Source organism: Mesorhizobium sp. P3_A2 (assembly GCF_056403115.1).
On the sequence record NZ_JBFUGC010000003.1, the window covers coordinates 269,876 to 289,114 of the forward strand.

The 19,239-nt window shown below is 63.7% G+C and carries 13 protein-coding genes; 4 read left to right on the top strand and 9 right to left on the bottom strand.

Going from position 1 to position 19,239, the window contains the following annotated elements; all coding sequences use genetic code 11:
* Positions 1 to 2: 2 nt before the first annotated feature.
* The 3 genes from AC1DXM_RS08835 to AC1DXM_RS08845 all read right to left on the bottom strand — a co-directional run bounded on the left by AC1DXM_RS08835 (position 3) and on the right by AC1DXM_RS08845 (position 1,956).
* A complete protein-coding gene (locus tag AC1DXM_RS08835; protein ID WP_477232701.1) occupies positions 3 to 1,034 on the bottom strand; it encodes an NAD(P)/FAD-dependent oxidoreductase in 1,032 nt (343 codons plus the stop codon).
* A gap of 105 nt (positions 1,035 to 1,139) precedes the next feature.
* Positions 1,140 to 1,460 carry a 2Fe-2S iron-sulfur cluster-binding protein gene (locus tag AC1DXM_RS08840; RefSeq protein ID WP_023707481.1) on the bottom strand — a complete coding sequence of 107 codons (321 nt, stop codon included), beginning with the start codon at positions 1,458 to 1,460 and terminating at the stop codon, positions 1,140 to 1,142.
* A gap of 157 nt (positions 1,461 to 1,617) precedes the next feature.
* Complete coding sequence (locus tag AC1DXM_RS08845) at positions 1,618 to 1,956, bottom strand: Hpt domain-containing protein (RefSeq protein WP_477232951.1); 339 nt, start codon at positions 1,954 to 1,956, stop codon at positions 1,618 to 1,620.
* Between the two features lie 317 nt (positions 1,957 to 2,273).
* On the opposite strand from AC1DXM_RS08845, the gene AC1DXM_RS08850 reads away from it, so the two are divergent.
* Entirely contained in the window at positions 2,274 to 8,333 is a 6,060-nt protein-coding gene (locus AC1DXM_RS08850) for an apolipoprotein A-IV repeat region-like domain-containing protein (RefSeq protein WP_477232702.1), read from the top strand.
* Positions 8,334 to 8,596: 263 nt separating this feature from the next.
* On the opposite strand, the gene AC1DXM_RS08855 is transcribed toward AC1DXM_RS08850, so the two are convergent.
* Genes AC1DXM_RS08855 through AC1DXM_RS08870 form a run of 4 tightly spaced genes read right to left on the bottom strand, consistent with a single transcriptional unit; the run spans position 8,597 to position 12,671 of the window.
* Positions 8,597 to 9,238, bottom strand: a complete 642-nt coding sequence (locus AC1DXM_RS08855; protein WP_477232952.1) for an ABC-type transport auxiliary lipoprotein family protein — start codon at positions 9,236 to 9,238, stop codon at positions 8,597 to 8,599.
* Between the two features lie 37 nt (positions 9,239 to 9,275).
* A complete protein-coding gene (locus tag AC1DXM_RS08860; RefSeq protein ID WP_477232703.1) occupies positions 9,276 to 10,649 on the bottom strand; it encodes an MlaD family protein in 1,374 nt (457 codons plus the stop codon).
* A gap of 14 nt (positions 10,650 to 10,663) precedes the next feature.
* Positions 10,664 to 11,479, bottom strand: a complete 816-nt coding sequence (locus AC1DXM_RS08865; protein WP_203279395.1) for an ABC transporter ATP-binding protein — start codon at positions 11,477 to 11,479, stop codon at positions 10,664 to 10,666.
* 4 nt (positions 11,480 to 11,483) lie between these two features.
* On the bottom strand, positions 11,484 to 12,671 hold the full coding sequence (locus AC1DXM_RS08870; RefSeq protein ID WP_477232704.1) for an MlaE family ABC transporter permease: 1,188 nt from the start codon (positions 12,669 to 12,671) through the stop codon (positions 11,484 to 11,486).
* A gap of 77 nt (positions 12,672 to 12,748) precedes the next feature.
* Between AC1DXM_RS08870 and dgcA the strand changes: the two genes are divergently transcribed.
* Entirely contained in the window at positions 12,749 to 13,732 is a 984-nt protein-coding gene (dgcA, locus tag AC1DXM_RS08875) for an N-acetyl-D-Glu racemase DgcA (protein ID WP_477232705.1), read from the top strand.
* Here the strand turns inward: dgcA and AC1DXM_RS08880 are convergent.
* Together AC1DXM_RS08880 and AC1DXM_RS08885 are read right to left on the bottom strand one after the other, a co-directional pair.
* Entirely contained in the window at positions 13,703 to 14,917 is a 1,215-nt protein-coding gene (locus tag AC1DXM_RS08880) for an MFS transporter (protein WP_203279326.1), read from the bottom strand. The two genes, dgcA and AC1DXM_RS08880, sit on opposite strands and share 30 nt — an antisense overlap.
* A gap of 102 nt (positions 14,918 to 15,019) precedes the next feature.
* Positions 15,020 to 15,835: a UDP-2,3-diacylglucosamine diphosphatase gene (locus AC1DXM_RS08885; protein WP_376740440.1), complete on the bottom strand. Its 816-nt coding sequence runs from the start codon at positions 15,833 to 15,835 to the stop codon at positions 15,020 to 15,022.
* Between the two features lie 119 nt (positions 15,836 to 15,954).
* Between AC1DXM_RS08885 and AC1DXM_RS08890 the strand changes: the two genes are divergently transcribed.
* On the top strand, positions 15,955 to 16,734 hold the full coding sequence (locus AC1DXM_RS08890; protein ID WP_477232706.1) for an SDR family oxidoreductase: 780 nt from the start codon (positions 15,955 to 15,957) through the stop codon (positions 16,732 to 16,734).
* A 176-nt stretch (positions 16,735 to 16,910) separates the two neighbouring features.
* A complete protein-coding gene (locus AC1DXM_RS08895; protein WP_477232707.1) occupies positions 16,911 to 19,235 on the top strand; it encodes an NADP-dependent malic enzyme in 2,325 nt (774 codons plus the stop codon).
* Positions 19,236 to 19,239 lie beyond the last annotated feature (4 nt).

Sequence of the window (19,239 nt, forward strand, 5' to 3'; positions counted from 1 at the left end):
GCCTATTCCACGACGCCGAGCTTTTTCTGCAGGCTGGTTGAGGAGGTCGTATACTGGAAGACGATGCGCTCGCCGGGGCTTACGATGCGCTTGGCGGCCTGCGCCATCAGCGCTACCTCGTGAAAACCCGACAGAATCAGCTTCAGCTTGCCGGGGTACCAGTTGATATCGCCGACGGCGAAGATGCCCGGCACCGAGGTCTGGAATTTCTCGGTATCGACCGGAATGAGGTTCTCGTGAAGGTTGAGCCCCCATTCGGCGATCGGGCCGAGCTTCATGGTCAGGCCGAAGAACGGCAGCAGGCGGGTGCACGGCACCTCGATGTCGCCGTCAGGCCCGCCCTTGATGGTCGCTGACGCCAGCTGGCCGTCGGCGCCGGTCAGGCCGGTGACCTGGCCGACGCGGAACGCCAACTGCTTCATCTCCTGCATGGCGTACATCTTGTTGACGCTGTCGGGCGCCGCCCTGAATTCCGGGCGGCGGTGGACCAGCGTCACGCTTTTTGCCACCGGCTGCAGGTTCAGCGTCCAGTCGAGTGCGGAATCGCCGCCGCCGACGATGACGAGATCGTGGCCACGGAAATCCTCCATGTGGCGCACCGAATAAAAGACGCTCTTGCCCTCATAGGCCTCGATGCCGGGAATGGGCGGCCGCTTGGGCTGGAACGAGCCGCCGCCGGCGGCGATCACCACCACCTTGGCCTCGAACACCTCGTTCTCGTCGGTGGTGACCCGAAAGGAGCCATCCTCCAGCTTTTCCAGGCTGGAGACCATGCGGTTATAGGTGAAGTCAGGCTTGAACGGATGGATCTGCTCGATCAGCTTGTCGACCAGCCCTTGCGCCGAGATCAAGGGCCAGCCCGGAATGTCGTAGATCGGCTTTTCCGGATAGAGTTCGGCGCACTGGCCACCGGGCCGGTCGAGGATGTCGATCAGATGGCACTTCATGTCGAGGAGGCCGAGTTCGAACACGGCGAACAGGCCGACCGGCCCAGCCCCGACAATGAGTGCGTCCGTCTTGATTACATCGGTCATGCCGGGCGAGCCTCATTGCCAAAACTGGGTCAAACTGGGGCGAGACTGCATGAGCATGGGCCTGCTGCCAAGCGGCCAAGGCAAAAATCGGTTGGAACGGGGAGATCAGCCCTGGCGGGCGGGCACGCGCACGACGAGGCCGTCAAGGGCGTCGCGCACCTTGATCTGGCAGGACAGGCGCGAGTTCGGCTGGACGTCATAGGCGAAGTCCAGCATGTCCTCTTCCATCGCCTCCGGCTCGCCGACCTCGGCCGTCCAGGCTTCGTCGACATAGACATGGCAGGTCGCGCAGGCGCAGGCGCCGCCGCATTCGGCCTCGATGCCCGGCACCGCGTTGCGGATCGCATTCTCCATGACGGTCGAGCCGTTTTCGGCCTCGACATCGAAAGGAGTGCCGTCATGGGCGATGAAGGTCAGCTTGGTCATTTGTCACCTGAAGGGAGTCTCAGCCGAGATAATCACTCCGCCAGACAAGTCAACTGCGGCGCGAAAGCGCCGCTTTGTGACGTTTTTTCGGAAAGCTGGCTAAAGCGCGCCCTGGCCCGGCCGATTCATGCCGGTGGCCGCAGACAAGCGGCAGCCATTACCGGCTGATGGCGGCGATGAAATCGCGCACTTCCTCGATCAGGGCGCCGAGGCGCTTGAGGGTGCGTGTGTCTTCCGGCTGCTGTTCGATCGATGAGGCGCAATCGGCGATGGCAAAGGCGCCGACCCCGCGCGCCGAACCTTTCAGCCCATGCGCCAGGAGCAGCCTCTCCCTGACATCGGCATCGATGATCTTGTCGCGAACAGAAAGCGCCTGCTGTACGAACAGTGCCAACACCTCCTGTTCGAGGGCGCGATCGCCCATTGTCTGGCGGGCCAGATGGGCCAGATCCACCGGCCGCGAACGGGCTGGACCCGACGCATCGCCGCCCGGCATTGAGAAGGCAATGCCGCTTTCACCGCGTACCAATTTTGAAACTCCTTTGTCCCGCTCGCCAAAAACACTTAGGCGATTTCCGTCGCCAACGCGTTAATGAATGGGCCGGAAAATTGTTGCCGTGGAGGCGGCGAAATCACGTTCACGTTAACCTTATATTTAAAGTTTTACGTATCTCGCGGAATGCATGTTTTCTTTACCCCTGTGTGTCATTACGATACGAGGGTCCATTTTCAGCCTCCTGCGTGGGATAAGACAAGCCAGAATCAGGCCAAAATCATAAAGTCCCTCGGCAGCTAGTACAGGGTAGCGAAGGCATGGCGAAGAAACCAACGACGACCAGAAATCTCGACAGCGACGTAGCCAGGGAACTCGAAAAGGCACTAGATCTCGACCTTAGCGGAGACGGCAGCGGCGATCTCGATATAGCGGCGTCGATGGAAGATCTGGAAGCGCAGATTTCGCAGGCCGCGGACGAACTGGCGCGCGAAGGCCGTACCCAGAAACCCGCCCCCGCTCAAAGCGCACCCGTCCAACAGAATCAAAGCGCGACGCCGGCTGCCAAGCCCGCTGAATTGCGCCCGGTTGAATCGCGTAACAGCGCGCAGCCGGCCGGGTTCAAGCCGGCAAACGATGATCGCCAGAAAGACTACAAGACGTTGCTGCACGGCCTCAACCGGCGCGCGTCGAGCACAATCTATTGGGTCGTGGCGTTCGTGTCGCTGGCCTGGATTGCCGGCGCCGGCGGCCTTGCCAATCTGCTGTTTGGCCCGAGCATCTGGAAAATCCGTACATTCGATCAACTCCTGGCCCGCCCCGAACTGATTGGCCTCGCAATCGCGGCAATCATACCGGTTGTCCTATTTTGGGCCTTCGCGGCGATGATCCGCCGCGCGCAAGAAATGCGCATCGCCGCCCAGTCGATGACGGAAGTGGCTTTCCGCCTGGCAGAACCGGAAAACCTCGCCCAGGACCGCGTCATGATGATCGGCCAGGCCGTTCGCCGCGAAGTGGCGGCCATGGGCGAAGGCATCGAGCGCACGCTGGCGCGCGCCGTCGAACTGGAAACGCTGGTCCACAGCGAGGTCAACCAGATCGAACGCTCCTATTCGGAGAATGAATCCCGCATCCGCTCGCTGGTCGACGGGCTGGGCAGCGAACGCGAAGCCGTCGTCACCCATGCCGAGCGCGTGCGCGCCTCGATCACCGGCGCGCATGAGACGCTGAAGGACGAAATCGGCGCTGCCTCGGACATCATTCGCGACTCCATCCTCAACGCGTCGACCAAGCTGTCGATGACGATCACCAATTCCGGCGACACGCTGATCGACCGTATCAACGAAAGCTCGATGTCGATCTTCGATCAGGTGGAAGGCCGGCTCGATACGATCACCGACCGGCTGTCGACCTCGGGCGAAGCCTTCGCTTCGCTGCTCGACACCCGCATCGCCAAGCTGACGGACACCACCGACGGCCTGACCCGCTCGCTGACCGACCTGCTCGACGACCGCACCACCGGCATGGTGTCGCTGCTCGGCGGTGCCGCGCGCACGCTCAGTTCGGAATTTGAGTCCAGCCTCAACGGTATCGAGCGGACGCTGGCCGAGCGCGGCCAGGCGCTGATCAGCGAATTCCAGACCCGCGCCGAAGCTCTGGACACCGGCACGCAGAAGCTCAACGCCGCGCTCGAGGCGCGTGCCCGGCAGATCAATGAAACGCTGGTCGAGCGCGCCCGCGAAATCGCCCACACCTTCGCCGAGAGCAAGGACCATTTGTCGGCGATGATCGATCAGGGCAAGACCCAGATCGGCGCCGACATGGCCGACATTGTCTCGTCGACCTCGTCCATGCTCGAAGCCCGCGCCAGCGATTTCGCCGGCCGTATGGAAGCGGCCCGCCACGTCGTGTCGCGCTCCTTCGACACCGACATCCAGCGTCTCGCCGACGCCCGCGTCGGCATCGAGGAAGCCGTCGAAAACCACAGCCGCAAGCTGTCCGAAAGCCGCGAGCGCATGGCAGCGGCAATGGAGGCGGACCTGGCGAAATTCGCCGAGGGCCGCGCCGGCATCGACGCAGCCGTGACCAACCAGGTGCAGAAGCTGGCCGAAGGCCGCAACCTGATTTCGCGTGCTTTGGAAGAGGACCTGCGCAAGGTCAACGAGTCGCGCGCCGCCATCGACGCGTCGGTCGGCAGCCATCTCGAACGCCTCGAAGAGGGCCGCAACCGGCTCAACCAGGCCTTGCACGAAGACTCGGGAAAACTCGTGCAAGCCCGCACGATCATTGATGAAATGGTCGCTGGGCATGTTGGCAAGCTGGCCGAAGGCCGCAACATTCTGTCGCGCGCACTCGAGGCCGATCTCGGCAAGCTCGCCGACAGCCGCGCCTCGATTGACGGGCTGGTCGCCGGCCAGGTCGAAAAGATCGCCGAAGGCCGCGCAGTCCTCACCAAGGCGCTCGAAAACGACATTATCGGCATCAAGGGCGTGATCGAGAACCACTCGGCGAAACTGGCCGAGGACCGGACCGAACTCAGCAAGGCGCTGGAGAACGACCTGTCCAGCATCAGGGGCCTGCTCTCCGACCATTCGAACCGGCTCGCCGATGATCGTGGCCTGCTGTCACAGACGCTCGAGGCCGACCTCGCCAAGTTGGCGGAAAGCCGGTCGAGCATCGACGGGCTGGTAGCCGGCCAGGTCGAGAAGCTGGCCGAGGGCCGTGACATCCTCAAGCGCGCGCTCGAAGCCGACATCAATACCATCAAGGGTGCCATCGCGGGTCATTCCGACAGGGTGGCGGAAGAGCGCAGCCAGCTTTCGAAGGCACTGGAAGCCGATCTGCAGAATGTGGACAGCCTGATCGCCGACCACACGAGCCGGCTTGTCCAGGATCGTTCGACACTCTCCCAGGCGCTTCAGGACGATCTGCACAATGTGAGCGGCATCATGGCCGATCATCAAAACAGGCTCGTCCAGGATCGTTCGGCCCTCTCAAAGGCACTGGAGGACGACATCGCCAAGCTGGCGGAGAGCCGCTCCAGCATCGATGGGCTGGTCGCCGGACAGGTTGAGAAGCTCGCCGAGGGCCGCGACATCCTCAAGCGGGCGCTCGAAGCCGATCTCAACACGATCAGGAGCGCCATTGTCGACCAGTCGCAGAAGCTGACTGAAAACCGTGGAGAATTCGCACGGGTGCTGGAAGCCGATCTGGAAAATGTCAACAGCCTGCTCCAGGATCACAGCGACAAGCTCGCCCAGGATCGCGCGACGCTGTCGAAGGCTCTTGAGGACGACCTCGCCAAGCTGGCCGAGAGCCGGTCGAGCATCGACGGACTGGTCGCCGGCCAGGTCGAGAAGCTGGCCGAAGGCCGCGACATCCTCAAGCGCGCGCTGGAAGCCGACCTGCAGAAGCTGTCGGCAAGCCGCGGCGAGGTCGACGACATCATCGCCGGCCATGTCGGCAAGCTGGCCGAAGGCCGCAACATGCTGACCCAGGCGCTGGAAGACGATCTGGCAAAGCTCGCCGACACCCGCAAGGATGTCGACCGCTCGCTGTCGGGCCATATCGACCAGATCGCCGCCAGAAGCACCGACATTTCCGCGGCTATCGCAGCCGACGTCGAGAAGATCGAGCAGGCGTTCAGCAAGCAGACCGGCATCATCGAGGAGCGCGCCGGAACCATGGAGCGCGCGCTGTCGGTGGGTGTCGACAATGTCCGCAACGTGCTCGAAAAGAGCGCCGTCTTTGTTGCCGGCGCCCTGCGTGAGAAGGTGATGGAAGTCACCAGCGCCCTGCACGAACAGGCGGGTGCCGCCTTCAGCGATGCCGACCGCAAGATCGCCGAGCGTGCCGAGCAGACTTCGGCCGCCCTGCTCGCCCGGGCCGAGGACATCGCCCGCACCTTCGAGGACGCGGATCGCCGCCTGCACGCACGCGCCGAGGACACGACGAGCGCGCTGCTTGCCCGCCATGACGAGACTTCGAACTCGCTGCTCGCCCGCGCCGAAGAAACGGCCGAGCGGCTGGCTGCCCGCGCCGGCGAAATTGCCGGCACGTTCGACGCCGCCGACCAGAAGCTCGTCGCCCGTGCGGTCGAGACGGCGCAGTCGCTCGCCGACCGCGCCGGCGACATCCTGCGTAACTTCGAGGGTGCGGACCAGCGGCTGAGCATGCGCATCGGCGAATCCGCCGAAGCGTTGGCCGCCCGCGCCTCCGACCTCGGCCGCATCTTCGACGCCGCCGACCAGCAGCTGATCTCGCGCATTGCCGAGGGTTCAGACGCCCTGTCGGCCCGCGCCACTGAGATCAGCCGCATCTTCGACGAGGCCGATCACCGCCTGGTGTCGCGCATCGCCGACTCCACCTCGACGATCGGCGAGCATGCCGACAACATCGTCGGTGCCTTCGCCAGCACCGAGCAGCGGGTTGCCGAACGCGCACGCCAGACCGGCCAGGAACTTGCCGTCCACGCCCGCGAAATGGAGCAGGCTCTGGCCGGCGCCGACGAGCGGCTGGCCGCGAGCGTCGCTGCCGCAACCACCCGCGTCGAGGAACAGGTCGCGAGTGTCGAAAACCGCCTCGCCTACACCACCGAGACGATGGGCCAGAAGCTCAACGAGCAGGTGTCGAGCGCCGAGGCTCAGCTGATCTCGCGCGCCAACACGATTGCAGAAACCTTCACCGCGGTTGGCCAGCATATCGGCCAGAGCACCAACGACGCGGCCAAGACCATCGGCACAAACACCCGCGAGCTCAACACGATGCTGGCGACACGTTCGGCCGAATTGTCGAAGATCCTCGACGAAACCGCACGGCCGCTGGTCGAGCGCTTCGCCCAGGGCGGCTCGGAACTGCAAAAGAGCATGGAAGAGGTCACCGAACGCGCCACCGAGAAGCTGCGCAGCGAAAACGCCGCCCTTGTCAACGCGCTCGCCAGCCGTACGGCCGAAACGCTGTCGGCCGTCGAAGGCGCGCGCTCGTCGCTCGCCGACAGCGTCGCCGACCTCATCGGCCGCATGAGCGTCTCCAGCTCGCAGCTCGGTGAGCTGATCGAGCAGGCGGCGGTCAATCTCGGCCAAGTCGACGAACGTCTCAGCGGCAGCACGCAAAGCTTCGCCGCGACCACCGAAAAAGCGGCGCAGACCTTCGCCAGCTCGGCCCGCCTGGTCGATTCGAACACGACGCGGCTTACCGAATTGTCGTCTTCGACGCTGCGCGAGGTGGCCTCGATCGCCACCAAGTTCGACGAGCACAGCCGCTTGCTGTCGTCGGCTTCCGACCTGCTGAGCTCGGCGCAGAGCAATCTGGAACACACGCTGGAGAGGCAGTCGTCACTGGAAGATCTCGCCGTCGGCCTGGTCAAGAAGTCGGAAGACCTCGAAAAGGTTATGCGTTCCTTCGAGAGCCTTGTCGGCCAGACGATGCAGAATGCCGAAGGCAGGACGCTGGCGTCCGCCGACAAGATCCGCATTGCCATTGCGGAAGTCGTCGATTCGGCAACCAACCGGTTTGCCGATGCGACCGAGGAGATGCGGCGCACCGCAAGCTCGATCAAGAGCGAGCTCGACCTCACACGCGCCGAGCTCAAGAAGGGCGTCATCGAGATGCCGGAAGAGGCCAAGGAATCGACCTCGGCGATCCGCCGCGCCGTTTCCGAGCAGATTAACGCGCTCAAGGAACTTTCGGATATCGTTGCGAAATCGGGCCGCGGTGGTGGCGACATTTCCGAGCCCCGTAATTTGCGCCCGGCGCCCCAGGCGCCGGTCCAGCGCCCGGCCGAACCTGTACGCCGCCCGCCGCCGGCACCGCAGGCCGAGCGTCCGGCTTCGCCGGCGCCGCTCGGCGGTCTGCGCGGCACGCTCGATATCGAACGTCCTGCCGAAGCACCGCGCCAGCGCGACGCCAACGCCCGCACACCGCAAGGTGGCTGGGTGCGCGACCTCCTGACCGGGGCATCGCGCGAGGAGGACGTTGCCAGGCCGGCGGCGCCCGCGGAAGCACCGCGCGCGGCTCCCGCCCAGCGCTCGCCGCTGCATGTCATGGAGTCGCTCAACTCGCTGTCGGTCGACATTGCGCGGGCGATCGACCATGACGCCTCGATCGAGCTGTGGAACCGCTACCGGCGCGGCGAGCGTGACGTGTTCACACGCCGCCTCTACACGCTCAAGGGTCAGCAGACCTTCGATGAAATCCGCCGCAAATATCAGGGAGAGGCGGAGTTCCGCGCCGCCGTCGACCGCTACTGCGACGATTTCGAAAAGCTGCTCAAGGATGTCTCGCGCAATGACCGCGACAACATCATGGCGCAGACCTACCTGACGTCTGACACCGGCAAGGTCTACACCATGCTGGCCCACGCCAGCGGCCGGTTGCACTGATTGGTGCGACGATTAACTGAACCAGGGCGGGCCACGGCCCGCCTTTTTCGTTCAGGCCAGGTTCGTGTCACTGCCGGAAAGATCACAATCTGTCAGCGCTGCCCCTCATCTGCCTGCCGGCATCTTCTCCCCGTATAGTGACGGCGAGAAGGGGGCTGGCCGCAACGCCGGCACTCTTCCTGTAACGCCGGTGATTGGCGGCAAGGCAATGAGGGGCGGCGCAGACCGACGATCTTGAGTCGATGCGTCGTCCGCTCGGCGATTCAGATCACCGAATCCGTCCAGCGCACGATGTCCTTCGCCGCCTCGCCGAAGGCGCTGTCGAGCGCGCTGACATAGGCCGCATTGCCGCTGCCCGAGACGGGAGCGGATGCAGTGAAGCTTTTTGAGGCGCGCACCTCGCCGTTGCGGTCGTTCAGGATGCGCACGAAGAGGTTGACCTCGGCATGCTCGCCGCCATTGACGCGGACTTCGAAGGAGCGGATCTCGACGATCACCTGATAGTCGATCGCCAGCCCCTCGCCCGGCTTGCCGACGCCGGCAAAGCTGCCGGAGCGCTGGAAGGTTTCGGCGAGCCTTGCCTGCACAATCAGCGGCAGCCGGTCGGCCCATTGCGCGCCCTTTAGATACTGGATCGAGCGGTCCGACGGCTTGATGACGATGTTCTGGCTGTCCAGCGCCTTGAGCGCGGATGGCTGGGCGATCAGGATCTGGCGGCGGCTGTGGCCATGCGCGTCGATCGACGGGGCGGACAGCTCGAACGTATCGAGCGGCGCCGGCTTGCCTCCCAATGCCGCGCAACCGCCAAGCGTCAGCGCAACCAGCACGACAGCAGATTTATACCCACCCAACCTGAACGTCACGCGCGATCCCCGTTGTCCCCGGATCGTAAGACCAACCCGTATTCGCGGTTCAACTTCTTGCGGCGGGCGGGCACGGAAGTCAACGCCGCGCCCTGCCATCGAATTGCCGAACCTCGCCGTCGCCACCCGTCAGGATGCGCTGCGGGTTGCGGCTGAGATCGGTCACCGCCTCTTCGATGCGGCTGATCGAACGCCGGCTGTCCTGAACCAGCGCTTCGACATTCGACAGGCCCTGGCCGGAGAAGCGCGCCAGATTGTCGGTGATGGTGCCAAGCCGGGCATTCAGCGTGTCGGCGACCTGCTTGAACGATTTCAGCGTGTCCCTGGCATCGGCCATCACGCCGTCCGCTTGGCCCGAACCAAGCAGCGTGTCGACCCTTTTCAGGATGCCGTCGACTCGCACCGAGGCATCGTTGAGGCGCTGTGCCAGCTGTCTGGCGTCCTTGATCGTCTCGTCGATATCGTCGGCCCGGTCGGCGAACTTGTCGGTCACCTTGGCGATGTCGGCGGCGGCCTGGTTGGCGTTTTCGCTGGCCTTCTGGATGTTGGCGAGTGCGGTGCGCACTTGCGCCGGATCGATACCGTCAAGCACATTGTCGACCTTGGCCAGTGTTCCTTGCGTTCGCGTGGCGAAATCAGTGACCGAGCCGACCGCCGTGTCGACGTTCTTGATCACGCCGTCGAGCTGCTTCGAGGTATCCTTGAGGTTCCCCGTCACCGTGTCCACATTGGCGACGATGCTCTTGATCTTGTCCTTGTCGACGGCATTGAGCAGGCCTTCGGCGGCCTTCAGCGTGCCGTCGAGCTTGCCGGAAACACCCTTCAACTCGTCCGACAGCGCGCTGACGGCGGTCAGGAACTTGTCGATGCCGTCGGCATTCTTGGCCAGCGCATCGGAAAATGTCTGGGCGTTCTTGACCGTCTGCGTCAGCGGCCCACGCACATCCTTGGTGAAGCCTTCGAGATCGGAAAGCACCTTGTCGGCGCGGGTGAAGATGTTCTGCGCGGTCTGCAGGAGATTGTTGACGGCAGAAGGGTTGGCGACGATCTCGGCGGTCCTGCCTTCCTTTTCCGCCTCTTCAAGCAGGTTCGGTTCCTTGGGATTGGCGCCCTTCAATTCGATGTTGACCTGGCCGGCAAGGCTGGCGATGCCGATATCGGCCTGCGTCGATTTGGTAAGCGGCGTTGTCTTGTCTATCTCGGTCGTGGCAATGGCGGCACTCGGGTCATTGCGGTCGAAATAGACGCGCTTGACCACACCGACCTTGACGCCGTTGAACAGCACCAGGCTGCCGGGGCCAAGGCCTGAGGCTGAGCCCTGAATGCGCACGCGCAACTGGGCCGTTTCGCCCCGATCGCCGATCTGGGCGGTCCAGTAGACGAACGCGAAGGCCGCGAGGATCGCAGCCAGGGTAAAAATCCCGACAATTACGTAGTTGGCTCTGGTTTCCATTGCCCCACTTATCGCTATGCGCGCGCCGCAAGATCAAGTTGCCGGGCGCGTTTTCCGCGGAAATAGGATTTTACCCACGGCTCCTCGCTCTTCAGCATGTCGTCGATCGTGCCTTCGACCAGGATTTTCTTGTTGCCGAGCACCGCCACCCGGTCGCAAGCGGTAAACAGCGTGTCGAGATCGTGTGTCACCATGTAGACCGTCAGGTCCATCGTATCGCGCAGCTTGACGACCAGTTCGTCGAACTCGGACGCGCTGATCGGGTCAAGGCCGGACGTCGGCTCGTCGAGGAAGACGATGTCGGGGTCGAGCGCCAGCGCACGCGCCAGGGCGGCGCGCTTGATCATGCCGCCCGAAAGCTCCGAGGGAAATTTTTGCGCCGCGTCCGGCGGCAGGCCGACCAGTTCGATCTTGAGCAAGGCCAGCTCGTCCATCAGCTTCTTCGGCAAATCGAGATATTCACGCATCGGCACCTGCACGTTTTCCTGCACTGTGAGCGCCGAAAACAGCGCGCCATGCTGGAAAAGCACACCAAGCCGCATGTCGATGCGCAACCGCTCGATGTCGCTGGCCTTGTCGAGGTCGAGACCAAACAGCTTGATCGTGCCAGCCTGCTTGTGCAGCAGGCCGAGAATGGTGCGCAGCAGCACCGATTTGCCGGCGCCCGAGGCGCCGACGAAACCGAGGATCTCGCCGCGCTTGATGTCGAGCGCCAGTTTGTCGAGGATCAGCTTGTCGTCCAGGGAAACCGTGATGTCGCGAACGGAGAGCACGATATCGCCCTCGTCCGTTCCTTGCGCAGCCTTGATCGCCTTTGAGGTCTTACGCATCATGTCAGAACTCGATCGAGGCGTAGAAGATGGCGAAAAGGCCGTCGAGGATGATGACGACGAAGATCGACTTCACCACCGAGGCGGTGACGTGCAGGCCCAGCGATTCGGCGCTGCCGCCGACCTTCATGCCTTCGACGGAAGCGATGATGCCGATGATCATGGCCATGAACGGCGCCTTGATCAGGCCGGCGAATATGGTGCTGATATCGATCGCGCCGCGCAGGCGGTCGATGAACGCGGACGGCACAATGCCGGAATAGAGCCACGCCGCGAGGATGCCGCCGCCAAGCGCTGCGAAATTGGCGATGATGGTGAGACAGGGCAGCGCGATCACCAGTGCCACCAGGCGCGGAAACACCAGCACGCCGATCGGGTTGAGACCGATGACCTTCAGCGCGTCGACCTCTTCGCGCATCTTCATCGAGCCGATCTCGGCGGTGATGGCGCTGCCGGAGCGGCCGGCGATCATGATTGCCGTCATCAGCACGCCGAGCTCGCGCAGGATCAGCACGCCGACCAGGTCGACAACGAAGATGTTGGCGCCGAAATAGTTGAGCTGGTAGGCGCCCTGCTGGGCGACGATGGCGCCGACGATGGCCGACATCAGCACCACCACCGGTATGGCGCCGACGCCCATGCGATCGATCTGGTTGAAGATCGCCGCCGGGTTGATGGCATGGCCGCGCCCGAGCTTCATCTGCGCACCGCCGATGGTGGCGCCCAGGATGTTCATCGAGGCGAGGAAATCGTCCCGCATCTCATAGACCCGGCGGCCAACTGCCTCCAGCGCGCGGAGAATGATGTTGGGGCGCCGGACACCACGCGATTCGTGCTCGCGCCGGACGGCTTCGCCGACGGCGCCGAGCAGGATCGAGGCGACATCGCTTTGCCCCTGCATCTTGATCTCGACGCCCTTCTTCTCGAAGACGCTCACCAGGCGGTCGATCAGCCAAGCTCCGGCCGTATCTATCTTCTCGATGTGAGAAAGGTCCAACGCCAGCGTCTGAAAGCCTTTGCGCTGTTCGATCTTGCGCATCTCGGCGTCGATCAGCGCCACTGTCGATGTCGTCCAAATTCCGGAGAAAGCGCAACCGAGGACGCCGCCCTCCTCGCCGACCGCGACGCGGGGCTGGTGGTCGGCCTCCTTGGCGGCCTTGCCGCTTGCGTCGCGTTTGCCGATGGTCAACATGGCGTCCTGTTTAGCCTGACGGGTCGAACCTGTCGATTTGCCGACAGGCTGATGTTGCATAGCCGGAGCAGAAAAATATGGCGCGTGTCATTTCGGTTGAGGCCGAGCGTTTTCCCATCGCCGGCACCTTCACCATCTCACGCGGATCGAAGACCGAAGCCGAAGTCATCACCTGCACGATCAGGGATGGCGATGATCGCGGGCGGGGCGAATGCGTTCCCTACAAACGCTATGGCGAGACCATGGAGGGCGTACGCGACGCCATCGAGGCGATGCGCCGGCAGATAGAAGCCGGCATCGGCCGCATCGGGCTGCTCGATGCGATGTCGGCGGGTGCGGCCCGCAACGCCATTGATTGCGCTTTGTGGGACCTGGAGGCCAAGATCGGCGGCCAGCCGGTTGCCGCCGATATCTGTCTGGTGGCGCCCAGCCCGCTCGAGACGGCCTACACGCTGTCGCTGGGCGAGCCGGAGGTGATGGCCGCGCAAGCCCGCGCCAATGCCGGGCGGCCGCTGCTCAAGGTCAAGATCGGCGGCGACAACGATATCGCGCGCATCCGCGCCGTGACCGAAGCGGCGCCAGACAGCCGCATCATCCTCGACGCCAATGAAGGCTGGACCGACGACAACATCGTCGAGAACCTCGCTTTCGCGGCCGAACACGGCATCGCCCTGATCGAACAGCCGCTTGCCGCCGGCCATGACGCCATCCTGCGCCACATCGCGCATCCTGTGCCGATCTGCGCCGATGAAAGCGTGCACGAAGCGAAGGACCTTGAATCGCTTGTCGGCCTCTATGACGCCGTCAACATCAAGCTCGACAAATCCGGCGGCCTGACTGCTGCGCTCACTCTTCGCGACCGCGCCCGCGAACTCGGGTTTGGTGTGATGGTCGGCTGCATGGTCGGCACGTCACTGGCGATGGCGCCGGCCGTGCTCTTGGCGCAGGACGCCGACTTCGTCGATCTCGACGGTCCGCTGCTTTTGGCCCGCGACCGCCAACCCGGTCTCGTCTACCGTGGATCGCTGGTCTCACCGCCTGACAGGATGCTGTGGGGCTGAGCGCGCGGCGAGCCCGATCAGCGCCAGGCCGATGATGGCGATCGGGATCATCGCCAGGAAGCCGTCGACGCCGTAACGCTCGTAGAGCGGGCCGGATGCCAGCGTCACCGCGGCCATGAAGAAGCCGTTGAAGAAATAGGCAATGCCTTGCGCAGCACCCGTGCGCTCTTCCGAAACCGTCTCGCCGATCATCTTCTGCAGGCCGATCAGCACCATCGCCACCGACACCGAATGCAAGGTCTGGACGCCGAAGAAGCCGATAACGCCAAGCCCGAGCGGCCAGATCAGCGGAAAGGCGATCCAGCGCACGATGGAGCCGATGCCGGCGATCAGCATCACCTTGACGACCGATACGGAGGCGAAAATACGATTGAAAAACAAAAACATGCAGACTTCGGCTACGACGCCCCAGGCCCACAGCAAGCCGATGACGGAGCCGCTGATGCCGATCGACTTCCAGTAGATGGAGACAAAGCCGTAGAGGAAGGCATGGCTGGCGGTGATGATGCCGACACCGAGGGTGAAATAGAGGAAGTACGGATTGAGAAGGCTGGGCGCCGAATGCTGGATGTCGGTGGCGGACAGCGGCGAGGCCCGGCGTGGGCGGCCAAGGCGGGGCGCCAGCAGCCCGGCGACGAGTGCGGCCGCAAGCGAGACGAAAATGATCACTGGCACGGCCTGCACACTTGTCCAGTACAGGATGAAACCGCCCGCGGCATTGGCGCAGAGATAGGAGATCGAGCCCCATTTGCGCATGGCGGTGTAGTTAGAGCCGAAGCGGCGCACGCCCGACAGCGCCAATGAATCGGCAATTGGCGAATGCGGCGTCCACACCACCGTCAGCGCAAGCGAAACGGCCAGCACCATGGCGTAGGTCGGCTTAAGGAAATAGCCGGCGGAAAGCACCATGGTCGCGGCCACCAGCGCGATATAGACATCGGCCCTGTCCTTCGCGCGGTCGGCAAGCGCGGTAAGCAGCGGCGTTGTCACCACGCGCAAAAACATCGGCGCCGCCAAGATGATGGCGATCTGCTCGGCATGAAAACCCTGGGCCTGCAGCCAGAGCGGGAAATACGGCAGATGCGTTCCCAGCGACACGAAGAGTGTCGCGAATATCAGGCTCATGCGCAGTTCGAAATGGCGCGGCTTGACGAGTTGTTCGGGAGACAGTGGCGGCAGCGACATGAATCGATCCAATTACGCTGCACAAAGGGCTGCAACGCAGATCGATCCCTTAACATGAGGCAATGCGGTCCGAAACTGCTGGACTAACCGATTAACCGGGGTTCACGCCGCTTCGACGACCCTGTCGTCGATCAGCATCGGGATGAAGGGCTCGTCCGGCGCTTCGGGCAGGATTTTCGCCCAGTTGATGATCTCCATCCGGCCGTCGAAATGCTCGACCACAGCCGTGCAGCTCTCCACCCAGTCGCCGGTGTTGATGTACTGCACATCCCCGTAATTCTCGATCGCGGCATGGTGGATATGGCCGCAGATGACACCGTCGACATGCGAGCGGCGCGCCTCCTCCGAGAGCACGGTCTGGAACGAGCCGATGAAGTTGACCGCCTTCTTGACCTTGACCTTGGCCCAGGACGAGAACGACCAGTAGGGAAGGCCGAGCAGATGGCGGAGCTTCGTCACCACGCGGTTCACCATCATGGCGGCGTCATAGGCGTAGTCGCCGAGATAGGCCAGCCAGCGCTGATTGTGGACGACGGTGTCGAACTGGTCGCCATGGATGACCAGCAGACGCCGGCCGTCGGCGGTTTCGTGGATGGCGCGGTCGGCAACGACGATGCCGCCGAAATGCACGCCCTGGAATTGGCGCGCGAACTCGTCGTGATTGCCGGCGATGTAGGTGATCGAGGTGCCCTTGCGCGCCTTGCGCAGCAGCTTCTGGACAACGTCATTGTGGCTTTGCGGCCAATGCCAGCTGCGCCGCAGTCGCCAGCCGTCGACGATGTCGCCGACGAGATAGATGATATCGGCGTCGTGATACCGCAGGAAATCGATCAAGAACTCGGCCTTGGCCGCCTTCGATCCGAGATGCAGGTCGGATATGAACATGCTGCGGAAAGTGCGGGTTTCTGTGCTGGACATCAGATTGTCACCGTTGCTTTCGCGCAGGCTATGCCCCGATTCATGCAACAACCGTATGACGGTTGCGATTGGGCCAGCCAAAGTACTAGCCTGCCGCGCCAATCAACGGAGAAATCGGCATGGATCTCGGTATCAGGGGCAAGAAGGCCATTGTCTGCGCTTCGAGCAAAGGGCTTGGCCGTGGCTGCGCCATGGCGCTGGCCGAAGCCGGTTGCGATCTCGTGGTCAACGGTCGCAACGCCGAACTGGTGGCCAAAACCGCCGCCGAACTGCGCGAACGCTACGGCGTCAAAGTGACCGAGATCGTCGGCGACGTCTCGAAAGCCGAGGTGCAGAAGGCGCTGCTGGCAGCGTGCCCCGACCCGGACATTCTGGTCAACAACAATGGCGGTCCGCCGCTGCGCGATTTCCGCGAGCTCGACCGCGCAAAGATCCTCGAAGGCGTGACGCAGAACATGGTGACGCCGATCGAGCTGGTGCAGGCCGTCATCGACGGCATGGCCAAGCGCGGCTTCGGCCGCATCGTCAACATCACCTCGCTGTCGGTCTACGTGCCGATCCCCGGCCTCGACCTTTCGTCCGGCGCGCGCGCCGGCCTGACCTCGTTCCTGGCCGGCGTGGCGCGCACGGTGATCGACCGCAACGTCACCATCAACAGCCTGCTGCCGGGCAAGCTAGACACCGACCGGCTGCGCGGCCCGCATGAGGCCGGCACGACTGAAGACCCGACTGCTGCCGCGGCGCGCAAGACCCGCATCAGCGCCGACGTCCCGGCCAAACGGCTTGGCACGCCCGAGGAATTCGGCCAGATCTGCGCCTTCCTGTGCTCGGTCCATGCCGGCTATCTCACCGGCCAGAACATCCCGGTCGATGGCGGCCTCTACGTCAGCGCCTTTTGACCAACGCGCCTGCGAAGCAGCAGGAGTCGTTCGCGATGAAATCGGCATAAGCATCTGATGCAACAGGACTTTCAATGCACCGCAGCAGAATGCTGACGACGCGTCATTTAGCGTCGCGACAAACCTTGGCCGCATGCTAAAAGACTCGTCAAAGCAGGTTTTGAGGGAGCGGCCGCATGGAAGGCGAGAACAAGAAGACGGCACGTTCGGACCTCGACGAAGCCGCCCTCTACTTCCACAAGCATCCAAGACCGGGAAAGCTCGAAATCCAGGCAACCAAGCCGCTCGGCAACCAGCGCGACCTGGCGCTGGCCTATTCACCGGGTGTCGCCGCACCCTGCCTTGAAATCCGCGACAATCCGGCGACCGCCGCCGACTATACGGCGCGCGCCAATCTGGTCGGCGTCGTCTCCAACGGCTCGGCCGTGCTCGGCCTCGGCAATATCGGCCCGCTCGCCTCCAAGCCGGTCATGGAAGGCAAGGCGGTGCTGTTCAAGAAGTTTGCCGGCATCGACGTCTTCGACATCGAGATCGACGCGCCCGGCATCGAGCGCATGGTCGAGACGATCTCGGCGCTTGAGCCGACCTTCGGCGGCATCAATCTCGAGGACATCAAGGCGCCCGAATGTTTCGAGGTCGAGGCGCAACTGAAGGCCCGCATGGGCATACCGGTGTTCCACGACGACCAGCATGGCACCGCCATCATTGTCGCCGCCGCTGTGCTCAACGGGCTGGAGTTCGCCGGCAAGACCATTTCGGACATCAAGATCGTCACCTCCGGCGCGGGTGCCGCCGCCCTCGCCTGCCTCAACCTTCTGGTCTCGCTCGGCGCCAAGGTCGAAAACATCTGGGTCACCGACCGTTTCGGCGTCGCCTACAAGGGCCGCACTGACGAGATGGACCGCTGGAAAGACCCCTATGTGAAGGATACCGAGGCGCGCACGCTGGCGGACGTGATCCCGGGCGCTGACGTCTTCCTTGGCCTGTCGGCCGCCGGCGTGCTGAAGCCGGAACTGCTTGCACATATGGCGCCGAAGCCGCTGATCCTGGCGCTGGCCAACCCCAATCCCGAGATCATGCCGGAGGCGGCGCGGGCGGCACGACCGGACGCGATGATCTGCACCGGCCGTTCCGATTTTCCCAATCAAGTCAACAACGTGCTCTGCTTTCCTTACATCTTCCGCGGCGCGCTGGATTGCGGCGCCAGCGCCATCAACGAGGAGATGAAGATGGCCGCGGTCAGAGCGATCGCCGCCCTTGCCCGCGAGGAACCGTCTGACGTCGCCGCGCGCGCCTATTCCGGCGAGACGCCGATTTTCGGGCCGGATTTCCTGATCCCCTCGCCCTTCGACCCGCGCCTTATCCTGCGCATCGCACCGGCGGTGGCAAAGGCTGCCTGCGACACCGGTGTCGCGACCCGGCCGATCACCGACTTCGCCGCCTATATCGACCAGCTCAACCGCTTCGTCTTCCGCTCTGGCCTGGTGATGAAGCCGGTGTTTTCGTCAGCCAAGGCGTCGACCGCCAAGCGCGTCATCTATGCCGATGGCGAGGACGAGCGCGTGCTGCGTGCAGCCCAGGTGGTGCTGGAGGAAGGCATCGCCGAACCGATCCTGATCGGCCGCCCGCATGTCATCGAGGTCAGGCTGAAGCGCTATGGCCTGCGCATCAAGCCGGGCGTCGATTTCGGTCTGATCAACCCGGAAGACGATCCGCGCTACCGCCACTATGTCGACCTTTTGATCGAGCTCGCTGGCCGGCGCGGCGTGACGACGGAGGCGGCGCGCACCATGGTGCGCACCGACAATACGGTGATCGCGGCGCTGGCGCTGAAGCGCGGCGACGCCGACGCCATGGTCTGCGGCCTCGAAGGCCGTTTCGAGCGGCATCTGCGCAATGTGACGCTGGTCATAGGCGCTCGCCCCGGCGTCAAGGACCGCGACCTGTCGACGCTGTCGATGCTGATCTCGCAGCGCGGCATCATCTTCCTCACCGACACCCATGTCTCGGTCGATCCGACAGCCGAAGAGATCGCCGAAATGACCATTCTGGCGGCGGAGGAAATCCAGCGCTTCGGCATCGAACCGAAGGCAGCCCTTTTGTCGCATTCGGATTTCGGCTCGCGCGATTCACCCAGCGCCCTGAAAATGCGCCAGGCGGCGGCGATCCTGGCGCGCGTTGCGCCCGACCTGCAGTGCGACGGCGAAATGCATGCCGATACCGCTCTGTCGGAGCATCTGCGCCAGCGCGTCTATCCGCATTCGCGGCTGAAGGGCGAAGCCAATCTGCTGGTGTTCCCCAACCTCGACTCCGCCAACATCACGCTCAGCGCGCTGCGAACGATGATGGATGCGCTGCACGTCGGACCGATCCTGCTCGGCACCGACAAGCCGGCGCATATTCTGACGCCGTCGGTGACCTCGCGCGGCGTCGTCAACATGACGGCGCTGGCGGTGGTGGAGGCGGCGCACAAGGCGCAGGCGGTAGTTGATTTCGGCTGAGCCC